At 65.2% G+C, this 14,593-nt stretch carries 17 protein-coding genes, 1 tRNA gene and 1 pseudogene; 15 read left to right on the top strand and 4 right to left on the bottom strand.

Annotated elements, in window-relative coordinates; genetic code table 11:
• Window positions 1-18 precede the first annotated feature (18 nt).
• Window positions 19-1,277: pseudogene (locus tag GM910_RS08165) on the bottom strand (ISAs1 family transposase).
• Window positions 1,278-1,572: 295 nt separating this feature from the next.
• Here GM910_RS08165 and GM910_RS08160 point away from each other — a divergent pair.
• From GM910_RS08160 to GM910_RS08115, 10 genes are all read left to right on the top strand, one after another.
• The gene (locus GM910_RS08160) at window positions 1,573-2,280 is read left to right on the top strand and encodes a DUF1045 domain-containing protein (RefSeq protein WP_159587020.1); all 708 of its coding nucleotides are present in this window, start codon (window positions 1,573-1,575) and stop codon (window positions 2,278-2,280) included.
• A complete protein-coding gene (locus GM910_RS08155; RefSeq protein ID WP_159587019.1) occupies window positions 2,281-3,420 on the top strand; it encodes an alpha-D-ribose 1-methylphosphonate 5-triphosphate diphosphatase in 1,140 nt (379 codons plus the stop codon). It abuts the gene before it with no gap.
• Window positions 3,420-4,049: a phosphonate metabolism protein/1,5-bisphosphokinase (PRPP-forming) PhnN gene (gene phnN / locus GM910_RS08150; protein ID WP_159587033.1), complete on the top strand. Its 630-nt coding sequence runs from the start codon at window positions 3,420-3,422 to the stop codon at window positions 4,047-4,049. The genes GM910_RS08155 and phnN overlap by 1 nt, the downstream gene beginning before the upstream one ends.
• 27 nt (window positions 4,050-4,076) lie before the next feature.
• Window positions 4,077-5,069, top strand: a complete 993-nt coding sequence (locus GM910_RS08145; protein WP_159587018.1) for an adenosine deaminase — start codon at window positions 4,077-4,079, stop codon at window positions 5,067-5,069.
• Window positions 5,070-5,119: 50 nt separating this feature from the next.
• On the top strand, window positions 5,120-5,488 hold the full coding sequence (locus GM910_RS08140) for an ArsR/SmtB family transcription factor (RefSeq protein ID WP_159587017.1): 369 nt from the start codon (window positions 5,120-5,122) through the stop codon (window positions 5,486-5,488).
• Complete coding sequence (locus GM910_RS08135; protein WP_159587016.1) at window positions 5,485-5,892, top strand: VOC family protein; 408 nt, start codon at window positions 5,485-5,487, stop codon at window positions 5,890-5,892. The genes GM910_RS08140 and GM910_RS08135 overlap by 4 nt, the downstream gene beginning before the upstream one ends.
• Window positions 5,893-5,950: 58 nt before the next feature.
• Window positions 5,951-6,418 (top strand): SRPBCC family protein, encoded by a 468-nt coding sequence (locus GM910_RS08130; protein WP_159587015.1) that lies wholly within the window; start codon window positions 5,951-5,953, stop codon window positions 6,416-6,418.
• A 62-nt stretch (window positions 6,419-6,480) separates the two neighbouring features.
• The gene (locus GM910_RS08125; RefSeq protein WP_159587014.1) at window positions 6,481-7,032 is read left to right on the top strand and encodes an SRPBCC family protein; all 552 of its coding nucleotides are present in this window, start codon (window positions 6,481-6,483) and stop codon (window positions 7,030-7,032) included.
• A 37-nt stretch (window positions 7,033-7,069) separates the two neighbouring features.
• Window positions 7,070-7,462 carry a VOC family protein gene (locus tag GM910_RS08120; protein ID WP_159587013.1) on the top strand — a complete coding sequence of 131 codons (393 nt, stop codon included), beginning with the start codon at window positions 7,070-7,072 and terminating at the stop codon, window positions 7,460-7,462.
• Between the two features lie 14 nt (window positions 7,463-7,476).
• Complete coding sequence (locus GM910_RS08115; RefSeq protein ID WP_159587012.1) at window positions 7,477-7,842, top strand: VOC family protein; 366 nt, start codon at window positions 7,477-7,479, stop codon at window positions 7,840-7,842.
• Here the strand turns inward: GM910_RS08115 and GM910_RS08110 are convergent, their stop codons facing one another.
• The 3 genes from GM910_RS08110 to GM910_RS08100 all read right to left on the bottom strand — a co-directional run bounded on the left by GM910_RS08110 (window position 7,843) and on the right by GM910_RS08100 (window position 9,994).
• Window positions 7,843-8,361 carry a GNAT family N-acetyltransferase gene (locus GM910_RS08110; protein ID WP_343032972.1) on the bottom strand — a complete coding sequence of 173 codons (519 nt, stop codon included), beginning with the start codon at window positions 8,359-8,361 and terminating at the stop codon, window positions 7,843-7,845. It abuts the gene before it with no gap.
• A gap of 5 nt (window positions 8,362-8,366) precedes the next feature.
• Window positions 8,367-9,602, bottom strand: a complete 1,236-nt coding sequence (gene coaBC, locus GM910_RS08105) for a bifunctional phosphopantothenoylcysteine decarboxylase/phosphopantothenate--cysteine ligase CoaBC (protein ID WP_159587010.1) — start codon at window positions 9,600-9,602, stop codon at window positions 8,367-8,369.
• Between the two features lie 302 nt (window positions 9,603-9,904).
• A tRNA-Ser gene (locus GM910_RS08100) sits at window positions 9,905-9,994 on the bottom strand.
• 206 nt (window positions 9,995-10,200) lie between these two features.
• Between GM910_RS08100 and GM910_RS08095 the strand changes: the two genes are divergently transcribed.
• The 5 genes from GM910_RS08095 (at window position 10,201) to GM910_RS08075 (ending at window position 14,487) form a co-directional block, all read left to right on the top strand.
• The gene (locus GM910_RS08095) at window positions 10,201-10,524 is read left to right on the top strand and encodes a hypothetical protein (protein WP_159587009.1); all 324 of its coding nucleotides are present in this window, start codon (window positions 10,201-10,203) and stop codon (window positions 10,522-10,524) included.
• 17 nt (window positions 10,525-10,541) lie between these two features.
• On the top strand, window positions 10,542-11,201 hold the full coding sequence (gene msrA, locus GM910_RS08090; RefSeq protein ID WP_159587008.1) for a peptide-methionine (S)-S-oxide reductase MsrA: 660 nt from the start codon (window positions 10,542-10,544) through the stop codon (window positions 11,199-11,201).
• Window positions 11,202-11,369: 168 nt separating this feature from the next.
• Window positions 11,370-12,368: a BMP family lipoprotein gene (locus tag GM910_RS08085; RefSeq protein WP_159587007.1), complete on the top strand. Its 999-nt coding sequence runs from the start codon at window positions 11,370-11,372 to the stop codon at window positions 12,366-12,368.
• Window positions 12,369-12,481: 113 nt separating this feature from the next.
• A complete protein-coding gene (locus GM910_RS08080; protein WP_159587006.1) occupies window positions 12,482-13,873 on the top strand; it encodes a M20/M25/M40 family metallo-hydrolase in 1,392 nt (463 codons plus the stop codon).
• Window positions 13,870-14,487, top strand: coding sequence for a ribonuclease D (locus GM910_RS08075; RefSeq protein WP_159587005.1), 618 nt, complete (start codon window positions 13,870-13,872; stop codon window positions 14,485-14,487). Before GM910_RS08080 ends, GM910_RS08075 begins: the two co-directional genes overlap by 4 nt.
• The last annotated feature ends 106 nt before the right edge of the window (window positions 14,488-14,593 follow it).

Below are 14,593 nucleotides of genomic sequence, written 5' to 3'. Positions count from 1 at the left end.
CAGGGCTACGAATCGGGGTTAACGGGGAAGTTGGCCGAGGATTGAGGCGAGGTATTCGGTGCTCCAGCCGGCCCTTTTACGCCTGAGCTTGATGGATCGCTTGTCGTTGACGGCTCTGACGAGATTGAGGGCAAAGTGGCGGACGATGGCCATGTTATGGGCGCCATGGCCTTTTCGCAGACGCGATTGATCGTCGTTGAAGATGACGTCGAGTGTCCAGTGGAGAGCGTTCTCGACGAACCAGTGGCCGCGTACGGCGTGGGCAGCCCGTTCGGCTGTCAGGTCGGCAGAGGTAATGAAGTATCGGGTGTCGAAGCGGCAGCGCTCCTTCAGTTCGGTGTGGGAGCGGACGCGCACGATGGTCTTGGCCCCGGGCAGCCGCAGTTCGCCGGGAAAGCGGCGCTGGCCGTAGAGCCAGCCGGTCTCTCGGCTGACGGTGACGGTGCGCTCCTCGATGCGGCCATGCGCCTTGTCGAGATCGATGAAGCTGTCGAGGCTGCTGGGCGGGGCATCGTCGAAATAGCGCCCGATCTCGGAGCGTAGGGTGGGCTGGTTGGCCTTGACGGCGAGCAGATAGTCGGCGCCGGCATCTCTGATGGCGGTGGCATTGGTGGCATTGGTGGCGATGGCATCGATGGAGACGTGGCCTTGACGGCGAGCAGATAGTCGGCGCCGGCATCTCTGATGGCGGTGGCATTGGTGGCATTGGTGGCGATGGCATCGATGGAGACGAGCGCGCCCTTGAGACCGTCATTTGCCGCCAGACGTTCGATCAGCACCGGAATCGCGGTCGTCTCGTTGCTCTTGTCTCTGACGGCTTCCTGGCTGAGCACGAGACGGGTAGTCGTGGCGAAGGCAGAGACCAGATGCAGCGGCGCTTTGCCGGCACTTCTGTCGTGGCTGCGCCGTGAGGTCTTGCCGTCGATGGCCACGAAGTCGGGCCTGTCGGGCCAAGCCTCGCGCACCCACGAGGTGAAGGCGGCTGCGAACAGGCCCGGATCGATCCGGTTCATCAGCAGGGTCAGCCAACGTCCGCCCGGCACGCCGTGATGGTAGGGCAGATAGCGGCGCAGGAAGTCGAGATGGGCCGCACCCCACTCCGCAATCGCGTCATAGTCGTCGCAGTCGCAGATCGTTCCGCAGACCACCAGAAGCAGCACTTCCGGCAGCGGATGAGCTACCCGCCACGGCTCGCGCGGGTCCTCGATCGCCGAAAAATGCTCCAGCAGCGCTTTCAGGCGCGGCTTCTCAAAACTCTCAAGGGCGGCAATCGTCATGGCGGGCGCTCCGAATCAACCGAGCACCCATGGAATCAGCCAACCCACAACAGCGAAAGCGCGTTAACCCGAGTTCGGGGCCTATGGCGGGCGCTCCGAATCAACCGAGCACCCATGGAATCAGCCAACCCACAACAGCGAAAGCGCGTTAACCCGAGTTCGGGGCCCTGGATCCGCGGCCAGCCCCATTGATTGCCCCGCCGGTTTGCGCGACTATCGCCCCCCTTTCGCCGGTGCTTCGTTATTCTGTCATGCAAATCGCCTATTGCGTCGCGATCTGCGAGGATTGATACCCATGCGCTACGCAATATACTTCACACTCGACAAGGACGACCCGCTGGGCCGCGTCGCCGAGCGCTGGCTGGGGCGCAGCGTCTTTGGCCGCCAGGTGCCGGCGCCGGTGGCGGTCGATACCTTTTCCGCCGCCGAGATCGCCTTCCATACCGCCGCACCGCGCCGCTACGGCTTCCACGCGACGCTCAAGGCGCCGTTCCGCCTGGCCGAGGACAGGAGCGAGGGGGAACTGACCGCCGCCCTTGCGCGGTTCGCCGCGGAGCGCGAGCCGGTCGTCCTCGAGCGCGTTGCGGCAAGGCGGCTCGGCGGCTTCTTCGCCATCGTGCCGGAGACGCCCTCACCCGAACTCGCCCGGCTGGCGGGCGAGGTGGTGGAGGCGTTCGAGCCTTTCCGCGCTCCGCTGTCGCCGGAGGAGATCGAGCGCCGCAGCCCCGAGAATTTGACCCCCGAGCAGCTAAAAAATCTCCACAAATGGGGATATCCTTATGTCTTCGACGCGTTCCGCTTCCACATGACGTTGACGGGACGGGTGCCGGAGGCGGAAGCCCCGCGCATGGAGCGGGCGATCGACGCCTTCTTCGGCCCGCTGCTCCTGGAGCCGCTGGAGCTTTCGTCGCTGGCGCTCTTCGCCGAGCCGGAGCTGGGCGCCCCGTTCCACATCAAGTCCTTCCACGCCATCGGCGGTGCGAGGGAGAGGAAATCGGCCTGAATGACGCATGAAACAATCCTGAGGAATGCCCGCATCGTGCTCGACGACGAGGTTGTCGAGGGCAGCATCGCGCTCCGTGACGGCCGCATTGCCGACATCGCGCCCGGCCCGGCGCGAGCGGGCGACGACCTGGAAGGTGATTTCCTCATCCCAGGCCTCGTGGAGCTGCACACGGACCATCTGGAAGGGCACTACGCGCCGCGGCCCAAGGTGCGGTGGAACCCCCTCGCCGCCGTTCTCGCCCATGACGCGCAGGTCGCTTCCTCCGGCATCACCACCGTGTTCGACGCGCTGCGCATCGGCCTCGACGAGGAAGGCGACGTGGACGCGGAAGGCATGCGCAGCCTTGCCGATGCCATCGAAGAGAGCCTCGCGGCAGACCGGCTGCGTGCCGAGCATTTCCTGCATCTGCGCTGCGAGGTCTCGGCGTCCGACTGCCTTTCCGCCTTCTCGCTCTTTAAGGGCGACAGCCACGTCAAGCTCGCCTCGCTGATGGATCACTCGCCGGGCCAGCGTCAGTTCACCAATCTCGACGCCTACGCGGCCTACTACAAGGTGAAGATGAAGCTCGACGAGGAGGCGTTCCGCCGCTTCTGCGACAAGCGCACGGACGAATCGCGCCGCAACGCCGGGCCCAACCGGCGGGCGATCTCGGCCGCCTGCAAGGAGCGCGGCATCATACTCGCCAGCCACGACGACGCCACGCCCGAGCATGTCGGCGAGGCAGCACAGGACGGCGTGCGCGTGGCCGAATTTCCAACCACGGCGGCGGCGGCAAGGGCCTCCAAGGAGGCGGGAATGGCCGTGCTCATGGGTGCGCCCAATCTGGTGCGCGGCGGCTCCCATTCCGGCAATGTCTCGGCGCAGGAATTGGCCGAGGGCGGCGATCTCGACATCCTGTCCTCCGATTACATCCCCTTCAGCCTGATCCAGGCCGCCTTCTCCCTGAGCGAGATGGTCGACGGCATCAGCCTGCCGCAGGCCGTAGCCAAGGTGTCGAAGATCCCGGCCGAGGCCGTCGGGCTCACCGATCGTGGCGTCATCGAGCCGGGCCGGCGGGCGGATCTCGTGCGCGTACGGCTCGACGGCGGCATTCCCGTGGTGCGCACCGTTTGGCGCGCGGGGCGGCGCGTGGCGTGATGGTTTCGGCGAGCATCGAGCGCGCGCAGGCGCAGGAGCCCTTTCCCATCCGCCAGGGCGTGTTCGTCGCCGTGGCCGGCCCCTCCGGCGCCGGCAAGGATTCGGTGATGGACTACGCGAGGCAAAGGCTTAGGCCGCTTGCCGGAGAAATCGTCTTCGCGCGGCGCATCATCACGCGGCCGATGGACGCCGGCGGCGAGGAACACGACACGCTGGGCGAGACCGCCTTCGAGCGGGCGCAAGCGTCGGGGCGCTTCGCCTTGAGCTGGCGGGCCAACGGACTGAGCTATGGGCTGCCGGCGGAGATCGACGCGACGATGCGCAATGGCGGCGTCGCCGTGGCCAACGTCTCGCGCGCCGTCATCCCCGCGCTCAAGGAACGCTACGCCCACGTCCTCCCCGTCATCGTGACCGCGCCGCCCGAGGTGCTGGCCGACCGGCTTTCCCGGCGCGGGAGGGAGACGCGTGCGGAGGTGCTGGCGCGGCTGGCGCGCGGCGCGGACAGCGAACTCAAGGTGGAGGACGCAACCGTCATCGACAATTCGGGGCCCTTGGAGGCTGCCGGAGAACGTTTCCTGGCGGTGCTGCGCAAGGCGGCTGCCTGGAGCGACGTCTGTGATATGGTCTGATCCGTTTTTCGAAGGATCGGACCCCGCATGGTGCTCAAAGCCGAACTTCATTGCCACATCGAAGGCGCGGCCCTCCCCGCGCTCGTCGAGAGCCAGGCGGAAAAATACGGGGCGGATGTCTCCGCCTTCATCCACGACGGCGCCTACCACTGGCACGATTTTTCGAGCTTCCTCGCCGCCTATGACGCCGCCGCAAACCTCTTCCGCAGCGAAGAAGACTACGCGGCGCTCGCCGAGACCTATCTGACGGGCCTGGCGAGCGAGGGCGCCGTCTACTCCGAGTTCTTCACCTCGCCCGACCACGCCGAGCGCGCCGGCCTCTCACCCCAGGCCTATACGGAAGGGCTTGGCGAAGGCATCGCCCGCGCCAAGGCGAAGACCGGCATCGAAGGGCGCATCATCGTCACCGGCGTACGCCATTTCGGCCCGGCGGCGGTGGAGAAGGCGGCGCGCTTCGCCGCCACCTGCGGCCATCCTCTGGTGACAGGCTTCGGTATGGCCGGCGACGAGCGCTCCGGCCATCCGCGCGATTTCGTCCGTGCCTTCGATATCGCTCGGGAGGCGGGACTGGGGATCTCCGTGCATGCGGGCGAGTTCGGCGGCGCGGACAGTGTCGAGGCAGCGCTCGACCATTTCGCGCCGGCGCGCATCGGCCACGGCGTCCGCGCCGTCGAAAAGCCCGATCTGGTGCGCCGCATCGCCGAGGAAGGCGTCGTTCTGGAGGTCTGCCCGGTGTCGAACGTGGTGCTCGGCGTCTTCCCGGATTTTGCGCATCATCCCTTCCCGCAACTCTACGCCGCCGGCTGCCGTCTCTCGCTCAATTCCGACGACCCGCCGCATTTCCACACCAGCATCGGCCGCGAATATGCGGTCGCTTCGGCGCATTTCGGTCTCGATGAAACCGCACTGACAGCGGTGACGCGCACCGCGCTCGAAGCCGCTTTCGTTGACGAGGAGACGCGGCGCGCGCTTCTTCTCCGGCTTGCCGAAGCGGAGGCAGCGCCGGCCGTGGCCGGATAAAATTAAACCACCCGGTTGACTATAGCGCAAAGCGCGCTATCCTCAACCACATGGTTGAACAACAATCCACAGCACTCGACGCCGTGTTCCATGCGTTGTCCGATTCCACCCGCCGCGCCATGCTGCAGGAGCTAACGGGCGGCGAGCGAAGCGTAGGCGCGCTGGCTGCGCCCTTCGCCATGTCGCTGGCCGGCGCCTCGAAGCACGTGAAGGTCCTGGAGCAGGCCGGCCTCGTGCGCCGCCGCATAACCGGTCGCACCCATTACTGCCGGCTGGAGGCCGAGCGACTGGCAGAAGCCGAAGCCTGGCTGCGCTACTACGAGCGCTTCTGGACAAGGCGCCTCGACACGCTGGAGGCGCTGCTCAAGGCCGAGGACGAAGCTGCCACCCGTCGAACGAAGCCAGGGAGAAAATCATGATCACCTCAGCCCCGGTCCCTCATCTCGTTGTCGAAGGCGCGGAACGTGCGATCGCCTTTTACGAAAGGGCTTTCGGAGCGAAGTGCGAGAGCAAGCATCCGGCCGAGGACGGCACGAGGCTGATCCACGCGCATCTGCTCCTCGGTTCCGGGGCGCTTTTTCTGCACGACGATTTTCCGGAATTCGGCGAGGCCGGCGGCGTAAAGGCGCCTGGCCGGCTCGGCGGCACGAGCCTGACCGTGCATCTGGAGACCGACGATGCCGATGCGCTCTGGGAGCAGGCCGTCGAGGCCGGGGCCGAAATCGTCATGCCGCTCGACAACCAGTTCTGGGGTCAGCGGTACGGCAAACTGCGTGATCCCTTCGGCCATGCCTGGTCGATCGGCGGGCCTGTGAAACAGTAGAAACGGGGCGCGAGCCCGCCGCCTCAGGCATCGCCCACGCGAGGGAAAGGAAGCGCTGATGAGCCGCGACACGCTCTCCCTGACGATCACGCGAAAATTCGAGGCCGCGCCCGAACGCGTCTTCGACGCCTGGCTCGATCCGGCAAAAGTGCGCGCCTGGATGGGCATGGCGCTCACCGATTTCGGACTTTCAGGCGACGTGCGGCGCATCGAGATCGAGCCACGTGTCGACGGCAGCTTCACCTTCTCCGACATGCGCGAGGGGGCCGAGGCCGTCCACTGGGGCACCTATCGCGTCATCGACCGCCCGCGGAAGCTGGTGTTCACCTGGTTCACCTCGGAAGAGGAAGAGAGGGCGAACAAGTCCGTGGTGACGGTCACCATCGAGCCGGAAGGCCGTGGCTCTCTGCTGACGCTCATCCATGAGATGGATCCGAAATGGGCGGAGTACGAGGAGCAGATCACCAGCGGCTGGACGCAAATGCTCAGAATGCAGGCCCGGCTGCTTGCCGGGCAAGATCGCTAGCGGGAGAGCGGTAAGCAGGCCGCGCCCGGTACGTGGAACAACGGAACCATAGGAGGATGCTCATGAGTCTGCCCGATCCGGACGCCTGCGGCGTCGCAACGGCCACCGATACGGTGCGCTTCGAGCGGCTTCTGCCGGGCCCCGTGGAGCGCATCTGGGCCTATCTCACCGAGTCCGACAAGCGCCGGCAGTGGCTCGCCGGCTGCGAGATGGAGCTGAAGGTCGGCGGGCGGGCCGACCTCCTGTTCAAGCACTCCGAATTCACGGACGAGCCCGCACCGGAGAAATATGCCGAAATGAATGCAAAGGGGCACCCTTCGCAGCATCATATCACCGAGATAGACCCACCCCGCCTGCTCGCCATGACATGGCCGGGCGAGGACGACCGCGAAAGCGAGGTCGTCTTCGAGCTCTTCCCTGAGGGCGAGAAGGTGCTGCTGGTGGTCACTCACAAAAGGCTCGCCGACCGCGGAGAGATGGCCAATGTCGCAAGCGGCTGGCATGCGCATCTGGGCATTCTGGCCACAGCGCTGGAGGGCGGCAAGATCAAGCGCTTCTGGTCGCGCATCCCGGAACTGGAAGCAGAGTATCAGAGGCGGTTTTCTCAGGATTGAAGGCTTTCCAGCCGAATATCGGTGAATAGGAGATGACATGCTGAAAATCACCCTCACCAGCGTCATGGTCGACGACCAGGACAGGGCGGAGAAATTCTATACGGAAGTGCTGGGCTTCGTGAAAAAGCAGGATTTTCCCGTCGGTGGCGCACGCTGGCTGACCGTCGCCTCGTCGGCGGCGCCAGATGGGGTGGAGCTTCTCCTGGAGCCCGCAGGTTATCCCTTCGCGAAGGCTTATCAGAAGGCGCTGTTCGATTCGGAGATCACCTTCACCGCTTTCGCCTGCGATGATGTCCAGGCCGAATATGAACGCATGGGCAAGCTCGGCGTGAAGTTTCGCGGGGAGCCGGCGCGTATGGGCGAGGACATGCCGCTGATGGCGGTGTTCGAGGACACCTGCGGCAACCTGATCCAGATGTACCAGGCATAAGCGGAGGACGGACAATGAAGCCGAAATTCGAGGGCGGGCGGAACATCGCCATGAAAGTGCCACCGCACCAGTATGAGGAAACGGTGCGGTTTTACCGGGATGTGCTTGGTTTCGAGCAGATCGAGGAGCTTTTGCCGGCGGTCGGCTTCCGCTTTGGTGCCAACCAGTTGTGGATCGACCGTGTGCCGGGCATGAGCCAGGCCGAATTGTGGCTGGAGGTGGTGACGGACGACACGCGGGCCGCGGCAGAGCATTTTGCGCAGGCGGGAACCGTGCGCTGCGACGAAATCGAAGCGTTGGGGGAAGACTTCGACGGCTTCTGGATATCCAGCCCGGCCTCGATCATACACCTCGTCGACGGCAAGGCCGGCTCCTGGTGATCAGTCGCGCCGGAGGAGGACGTTGGGCGTGTCCCGGTAGCTGGTGTGGGCGACGACGCGAAAGCCGAGTTTTCCGGCAAGCTTAAGCGAACGCTCGTTAGCGGGATTGATGATGCAGGTGAACCCCTTGGCGGGAAATCTGGCATCGCACCAGTCGATGATCGCCCCCATCGCCTCCCGTGCGAAACCGCGGCCGTGCCATTCGGGCAGCAGGACCCATCCTGCCTCCAGCGTGCCGCGGATCGCGGGCTGGATGTCACGGCAACGCTCCTGCACGCCGGCTTCCCCTATCAGTCTGCCGCTGCTCTTGTCCTCGATGATCCAGAAACCGAACCCGAAGATCGCCCATATGCCGCGGTGGCGCAGGATTGCGTCCCACGCCTGTTCCCGGCTGAGTGCGCCGCCTCCGCTGTTGACGTAGCGGACGACCTCGGGATCGCACCACATGGCGTGGTAGGAGTCGAGATCGTCCGGTCGATGCTCCCGCAGGATGAGGCGCTCGGTTTCGAGTACCGGCACGCCGCTCAAGCCTTCCGCTCCCCGCCGAGCATTCCAGCGATCAGCACCGCCAGCCGCTCCGCCACGTCCTCCTTGGTCATTTCCGGCCACTCCTCGACGTCCTCGCCACTGACGAGATGGACCCGGTTGCGTTCGCCGCCCATGACACCGGAAGAGCCAATACCGCTGTCGTGCGAGACGTCGTTGGCGACTATGATGTCGGCGCCCTTCTTCGCCAGCTTGGCGCGGGCGTTCTCCACCACGTTCTCGGTCTCCGCGGCAAAACCGACGACGAGACGGGGGCGCTTTTCATGGTGGCCGACGGCGGCCAGGATGTCCGGATTTTCCGTGAGGGCTAGCGCCGGCGCGTCCTTGCCCTTCTGCTTCTTGATCTTTTCCATCGTTTCGGCCTGCGGCCGCCAGTCCGCTACGGCGGCGACGAAAATGCCTGCGTCGGCGGGCAGAAGCGCCTCCACCGCTTCGTGCATCTGGCGGGCGCTTTCCACGTGGACGGTCTTCACGCCTTGCGGGTCGGCTATCGAGACGGGGCCGGAGACCAGATGCACGTCGGCGCCGAGCTTCGCCAGGGCGGCTGCGACCGCATGCCCCTGCCGGCCGGAGGAGCGGTTGGCAATGTAGCGCACCGGGTCGATGGCCTCGTGCGTCGGCCCGGAGGTGACGAGGATCTTGCGCCCGGCGAGCGGCCTGGGCCCGTCTGCCAGCGCGTCCTCGATCGCCGCGACGATCTCCAGCGGCTCGGCCATTCGACCCTCGCCGGCCTCGCCGCCTTCTGCCATCTCGCCGCTGTTCGGCCCAATGAGGCGGATGCCGTCGCGGGACAACGTCTCGCGGTTGCGCTTGGTGGCCGGGTGCGCCCACATCTTCGGGTTCATTGCCGGCGCCATCAGCACCGGCTTGTCGGTGGCCAGAAGCACCGTAGAGGAAAGGTCGTTGGCATGGCCCGTGGCAAGCTTGGCCATCAGGTCGGCCGTGGCCGGCGCCACCACGATGAGATCGGCCTCGCGCGATAGGCGAATGTGGCCGACATCGTGCTCGTCCTGACGGTCGAAGAGGTCGGTGTAAACGTGGTCGGCCGACAGGGCGCCGACGGAGAGCGGCGTGATGAACTCCTGCGATGCCTTCGTCATGACACAGCGCACCGCGGCCCCCCGTTCACGCAGGCGGCGGATGAGGTCGAGGCATTTGTAGGCGGCAATGCCGCCGCCGATGACGAGAAGAACGCGCTTACCGGATAGAGACATAAGTCCTCCTGGTGCCGGTCGCGCGGCAGCTTCGCCGTCCGCGAGGATGAAACGGCTTGTCTTCGTCAGGGGTCGTCGGCATCGCCACAGCGCTCTCCTTCCACCCGGACTATAGGCTTGGCCCGAAACGCCCGCAACGCGCGCCGAAGCGTGCGGCACGAGATGTCACCCATGCCCTCAGCATGAAACGCAACCTATGTGTCCGGAACACTGATAGCTCTCCTTCGCTAAAGCTTCGGAGAGCATCCTGCTTCGCATGAGAGGCACCGCCAATCCTGCGAAGCCCGGAGAGCGATGCAGGATGGCGGAGAGAGAGGGATTCGAACCCTCGATACGGTTTCCCGTATACACGCGTTCCAGGCGTGCGCCTTCAACCACTCGGCCACCTCTCCGCGAACGGCATTTGTCGCGTGGCGACGCGCCGCTCAGGGCATTGCATGGATGCCCGGGGCTCATCTAGTCGAATTGATTGTGAATGCCAAGATGTCCGGTGGGCTTTTCTCCGGCCTTCGCGGGCGCCTCGAATGCGCGCGGCAATTGCCAATCGTGCTCCATGCGCCTATCTCACGAGTAATCAGTGCCGTTGCCGGGTCTCGCCATGCGTTTCGTGCTCCGCCTGCTTTCGATGTTCGCCCTTGCGGTCGCCGTCCTCATGGCCGTGATCGACGCTACGCGTTCGATCGCCGCCGGCGAATGGGCGCTGACGCCGCTTGGCCAGAGTTGGCAGGCCACCTCGCCCGATACGTACAATCTCGTTCAGGACACGGTTGAGCGCTACACTGTGCCGGTGCTGTGGGAGCCGGTGGCGGTCTCCATTCTGGCGTTGCCGGGATGGGTGGTTTTCGCTCTCCTGGCGTTTCTCTTCTATGCGATCGGCCGTCGCCGGCACCGGCAGGATATGTTTTCCTCCGCTGCGCGGTGAGGCCGAGGAGGCTTCTCATGATTTTTCATACCTTTGAAACGAAGCTGAAGATGCCGGCGCCGGAAGAGGCGCTACCCGGACGGGCCGAGCCCATCCCCACCGCCGACAGACATTTCGTCAACGGCAGGCCGCTCAAAGGCCCTTATCCGGAAGGCACGGAGAAGGTGTTGTTCGGCATGGGCTGCTTCTGGGGCGCGGAGAGGCTTTTCTGGCAGGTGGAGGGCGTGTGGGTGACGGCTGCCGGCTATGCCGGCGGGCTGACGCCGAACCCGACCTATCGCGAGACGACGACGGGGCTGACCGGCCATGCCGAGGTGGTCCTGGTCGTCTACGATCCGGAAGCCGTCTCCTTCGCCGCCCTTTTGAAGCTGTTCTGGGAAAGCCACGACCCGACCCAGGGCATGCGCCAGGGCAACGATGTCGGCACCACCTACCGCTCGGCGATCTATGCCGGAACGCAGGCGCAGCTGGCGCAGGCACGTGCCTCGCGCGATACCTATGCCGAAGCGCTGAAAGCGTCCGGCGCCGGCGCCATCACCACCGAGATCGCCGCCGCGCCCGCGTTTTACTTCGCCGAGGCCGAGCATCAGCAATATCTGGCGAAGAATCCCGGCGGTTATTGCGGCCTTCAGGGCACGGGCGTCACCTGCCCGGCGGCGGGCGGCGCGGCCGCCTGAGAATGGCGTTTTGCCGGCGCCGCCCGTCACCACAGCCGATTCCCGCACTGCCAATTTTCCACGTGAAATTTCACGTTACCCGTGCAAGAGTGCGGCCGAGCAGGAGGAAATCCTGCCGCGGGCGGCATGTCCGCCCAATGTCAGAGAAACCGACAGGGTGTGGATCACATGAAGCGTATCGTTCTCGGCCTTTTGGCCGCAACCGCCATGACCGCGACGGCTGTGGCCCAGGAGGAAGTCGCTCCGGCCCTCCTCTTCGATCTGGGCGGCAAGTTCGACAAGTCGTTCAACGAGATGGCCTATATGGGCGCAGAGCAGTTCAAGGAGGAGACCGGCATCGAATACGCCGAGTTCGAAATCTCCAATGACGCCCAGCGCGAGCAGGCGCTTCGCCGCTTCGCCGAGCGCGGCCGCAACCCGATCGTCATGGCCGGCTTCACATGGGTGGAGTACCTCAACAAGGTGGCACCCGACTACCCCGACGTCAGCTTTGCCATCATCGACGACAGCGTCGATCAGCCAAACGTGCGCTCCATCGTCTTCAAGGAACAGGAAGGCTCCTACCTCGTCGGCATGCTCGCCGCGATGGCCTCCGAGACCGGGACCGTCGGCTTCGTAGGCGGTATGCAGGTGCCGCTCATCGGCAAGTTCGAGTGCGGGTATGTGGGCGGCGTGAAGGCGGCCAATCCGGACGCCAAAGTCATCCGCAACTACACCGGCGACACGCCGGCGGCCTGGAACGATCCGACCAAGGGCGGCGAGATCACCCGCACGCAAATCGACCAGGGCGCGGACGTGATCTACCATGCGGCCGGCGGCACGGGCGTCGGCGTTCTGCAGGCGGCAGCGGATGCCGGCAAGCTTGGCATCGGCGTCGATGCCAACCAGAACTACCTGCATCCCGGCCACGTGCTCACCTCGATGCTGAAGCGCGTGGACGTGGCCGTCTACTCCTCGTTCATGGATGCGATGAACGGCGAGTTCACCTACGGCGTCCAGAATGTCGGGCTGGCCGAAGATGCGGTCGGATATGCGCTTGACGAACATAACGCCGAGCTGATCACGGACGAGATGGAGGCCAAGGTGGAAGAGGCCAAAGCCGACATCATCTCGGGCGAGGTCGAGGTTCATAACTTCCTGGAAGACAATAGCTGCCCCTACTGGTAAGGCAGGTTTTCCGATAGCGGAAAGGGGCCGTCCGCGGCCCTTTTTCATGTCCGAAGAGCCCTCCTGATCCGGAGGAACCGAGACAGGATAAGACAACAAGGAGCTTTTCATCCATGCCCGACGTCGCGCCCGTGCTCGACCGCCTCGATGCCTCGATCGATGAAAGCCTGGAGCGCCTGTTCGCTCTGCTGACGATCCAGTCCATCTCCACGGATCCGGCCTTCGCGCCGGAATGCCGCAAGGCGGCCGTGTGGCTGGTGGAGGACCTGCGCTCTATCGGCTTTGCGGCGAGTGTGCGCGAGACGGCAGGCCACCCGATGGTGGTCGCCCATCATGAGGGCGAGGGTCCGCACGTGCTGTTCTACGGCCACTACGACGTGCAGCCGGTGGACCCGCTGGCGCTGTGGGAAAGCGACCCCTTCGCCCCGGCGCTGAAGGAAGTGGAGCCGGGCCGGAAGGTCATCACCGGGCGCGGCTCCTCGGACGACAAGGGCCAGCTCATGACCTTCGTCGAGGCCTGCCGCGCCTATAAGGCGGTGCACGGCAAGCTGCCCTGCAGGATCTCGATCCTGTTCGAGGGCGAGGAGGAATCGGGATCGCCGTCGCTAAAACCCTTCCTGGAAGCCAATGCCGAGGAGCTGAAGGCGGATTTCGCGCTGGTCTGCGACACCGCCATGTGGGACCGCGCCACACCGGCCATCTGCGTCGGCTTGCGCGGCCTCGTCGGCGAGGAGGTAACGGTGAAGGCGGCGAACCGGGACCTGCATTCGGGCTTCTTCGGCGGCATCGCGGCCAACCCCATCCGCATTCTGGCGAAAGCGCTGGCCGACCTGCATGACGAGAGCGGCCGCGTCGCCATCCCCGGTTTCTACGAAGGCGTGGAGGAGACGCCGGCCGACGTGCTGAAAAGCTGGGAGGAGCTGGGTCGCACGGCCGAAAGCGTGCTCGGCCCCATCGGTCTTTCCGAGCCCGCGGGCGAGAGAGGCCGCTCTGCGCTGGAGCTCACCTGGGCGCGGCCGACGGCGGAGTGCAACGGCATTATCGGCGGCTACACGGGCGAGGGGTTCAAGACCGTCATCCCGGCTGAGGCCTCTGCCAAGATATCCTTCCGTCTCGTGCACAGGCAGGATCCGGACAAGATCCGCGAGGCCTTCCGCACATTCGTGCGCGAGCGCATCCCGGCCGACTGCTCGGTCGAGTTCGCGCCTCATGGCGGCGCGCCGGCCATCCAGCTTTCCTACGATTCGCCGCTGGTGAAGACGGCCGAGGGTGCGCTTACCGAGGAATGGGGCAAGCCTGCCGTTTCCATCGCGATGGGCGGCTCCATCCCCATCGTCGGTGATTTCCAAAGACTCCTGGGGATGGACTCGCTGCTCGTCGGCTTCGGCCTGCCCGACGACCGCATCCATTCCCCCAACGAGAAATACGAACTCTCCTCCTTCCACAAGGGGCAGCGTTCCTGGGCGCGGATTCTCGCCGCGCTGGCGAACGGAAAGCAGCAATGACAATCAGATTTCACCAACACGACCTGCCGGACCTCGCCCGTTACGATGTCGAGGCGGTGGCCATCGACACGGAGACGCTGGGCCTGAAGCCCCGCCGCGACCGGCTCTGCGTGGTCCAGCTTTCGCCGGGCGACGGCACGGCCGACGTGGTGCAGATCGCCGCGGGACAGAAGCGGGCGCCGAACCTCGTTGCCCTTCTGCGCAACCGGCGGATCACCAAGCTCTTCCACTACGGCCGTTTCGACCTCGCCGTGCTCTACCACACCTTCGGCACCATGCCGCAGCCGGTCTTCTGCACCAAGATCGCCTCGCGGCTGACACGCACCTACACGGACCGGCACGGGCTCAAGGATATCTGCTCGGAGCTGCTCGGGGTCGGCCTGTCGAAGCAGCAGCAATCCTCGGACTGGGCGGCGGAAAAGCTCTCGCCCGAGCAACTCGAATACGCGGCATCGGACGTGCTTTATCTCCACCGCCTGCGCGATGCTCTCGCCGAGCGCCTGAAACGCGAGAACCGCACGCGCGAGGCCGAAGCCTGCTTCAAGTTCCTGCCTACCCGGGCGAAGCTGGACCTGATGGGTTGGGACGAAGAGGACATCTTCGCCCACAGCTGAGAGGGCGAGAGGCGCCTTCTCTTCCTGCAGGGGAAGATGGCCCTTCCTTGTATATCGCTGCATATATAACCGTTTACGGAAAAACTACTGTCGTTAAGGTATCGTC

Source organism: Chelativorans xinjiangensis, assembly GCF_009812055.1.
GTDB lineage: Bacteria > Pseudomonadota > Alphaproteobacteria > Rhizobiales > Rhizobiaceae > Chelativorans > Chelativorans xinjiangense.
Note: the sequence above shows the minus strand (reverse complement) of the source record. Positions and strands in the feature narration are given on the sequence as shown.

Coding starts and splice junctions, on each gene's coding strand:
- GM910_RS08160 (WP_159587020.1), top strand. CDS start 1,573: ATGCGCTACGCAATATACTTCACACTCGACAAGGACGACCCGCTGGGC.
- GM910_RS08155 (WP_159587019.1), top strand. CDS start 2,281: ATGACGCATGAAACAATCCTGAGGAATGCCCGCATCGTGCTCGACGAC.
- phnN (WP_159587033.1), top strand. CDS start 3,420: ATGGTTTCGGCGAGCATCGAGCGCGCGCAGGCGCAGGAGCCCTTTCCC.
- GM910_RS08145 (WP_159587018.1), top strand. CDS start 4,077: ATGGTGCTCAAAGCCGAACTTCATTGCCACATCGAAGGCGCGGCCCTC.
- GM910_RS08140 (WP_159587017.1), top strand. CDS start 5,120: ATGGTTGAACAACAATCCACAGCACTCGACGCCGTGTTCCATGCGTTG.
- GM910_RS08135 (WP_159587016.1), top strand. CDS start 5,485: ATGATCACCTCAGCCCCGGTCCCTCATCTCGTTGTCGAAGGCGCGGAA.
- GM910_RS08130 (WP_159587015.1), top strand. CDS start 5,951: ATGAGCCGCGACACGCTCTCCCTGACGATCACGCGAAAATTCGAGGCC.
- GM910_RS08125 (WP_159587014.1), top strand. CDS start 6,481: ATGAGTCTGCCCGATCCGGACGCCTGCGGCGTCGCAACGGCCACCGAT.
- GM910_RS08120 (WP_159587013.1), top strand. CDS start 7,070: ATGCTGAAAATCACCCTCACCAGCGTCATGGTCGACGACCAGGACAGG.
- GM910_RS08115 (WP_159587012.1), top strand. CDS start 7,477: ATGAAGCCGAAATTCGAGGGCGGGCGGAACATCGCCATGAAAGTGCCA.
- coaBC (WP_159587010.1), bottom strand. CDS start 9,602: ATGTCTCTATCCGGTAAGCGCGTTCTTCTCGTCATCGGCGGCGGCATT.
- GM910_RS08095 (WP_159587009.1), top strand. CDS start 10,201: ATGCGTTTCGTGCTCCGCCTGCTTTCGATGTTCGCCCTTGCGGTCGCC.
- msrA (WP_159587008.1), top strand. CDS start 10,542: ATGATTTTTCATACCTTTGAAACGAAGCTGAAGATGCCGGCGCCGGAA.
- GM910_RS08085 (WP_159587007.1), top strand. CDS start 11,370: ATGAAGCGTATCGTTCTCGGCCTTTTGGCCGCAACCGCCATGACCGCG.
- GM910_RS08080 (WP_159587006.1), top strand. CDS start 12,482: ATGCCCGACGTCGCGCCCGTGCTCGACCGCCTCGATGCCTCGATCGAT.
- GM910_RS08075 (WP_159587005.1), top strand. CDS start 13,870: ATGACAATCAGATTTCACCAACACGACCTGCCGGACCTCGCCCGTTAC.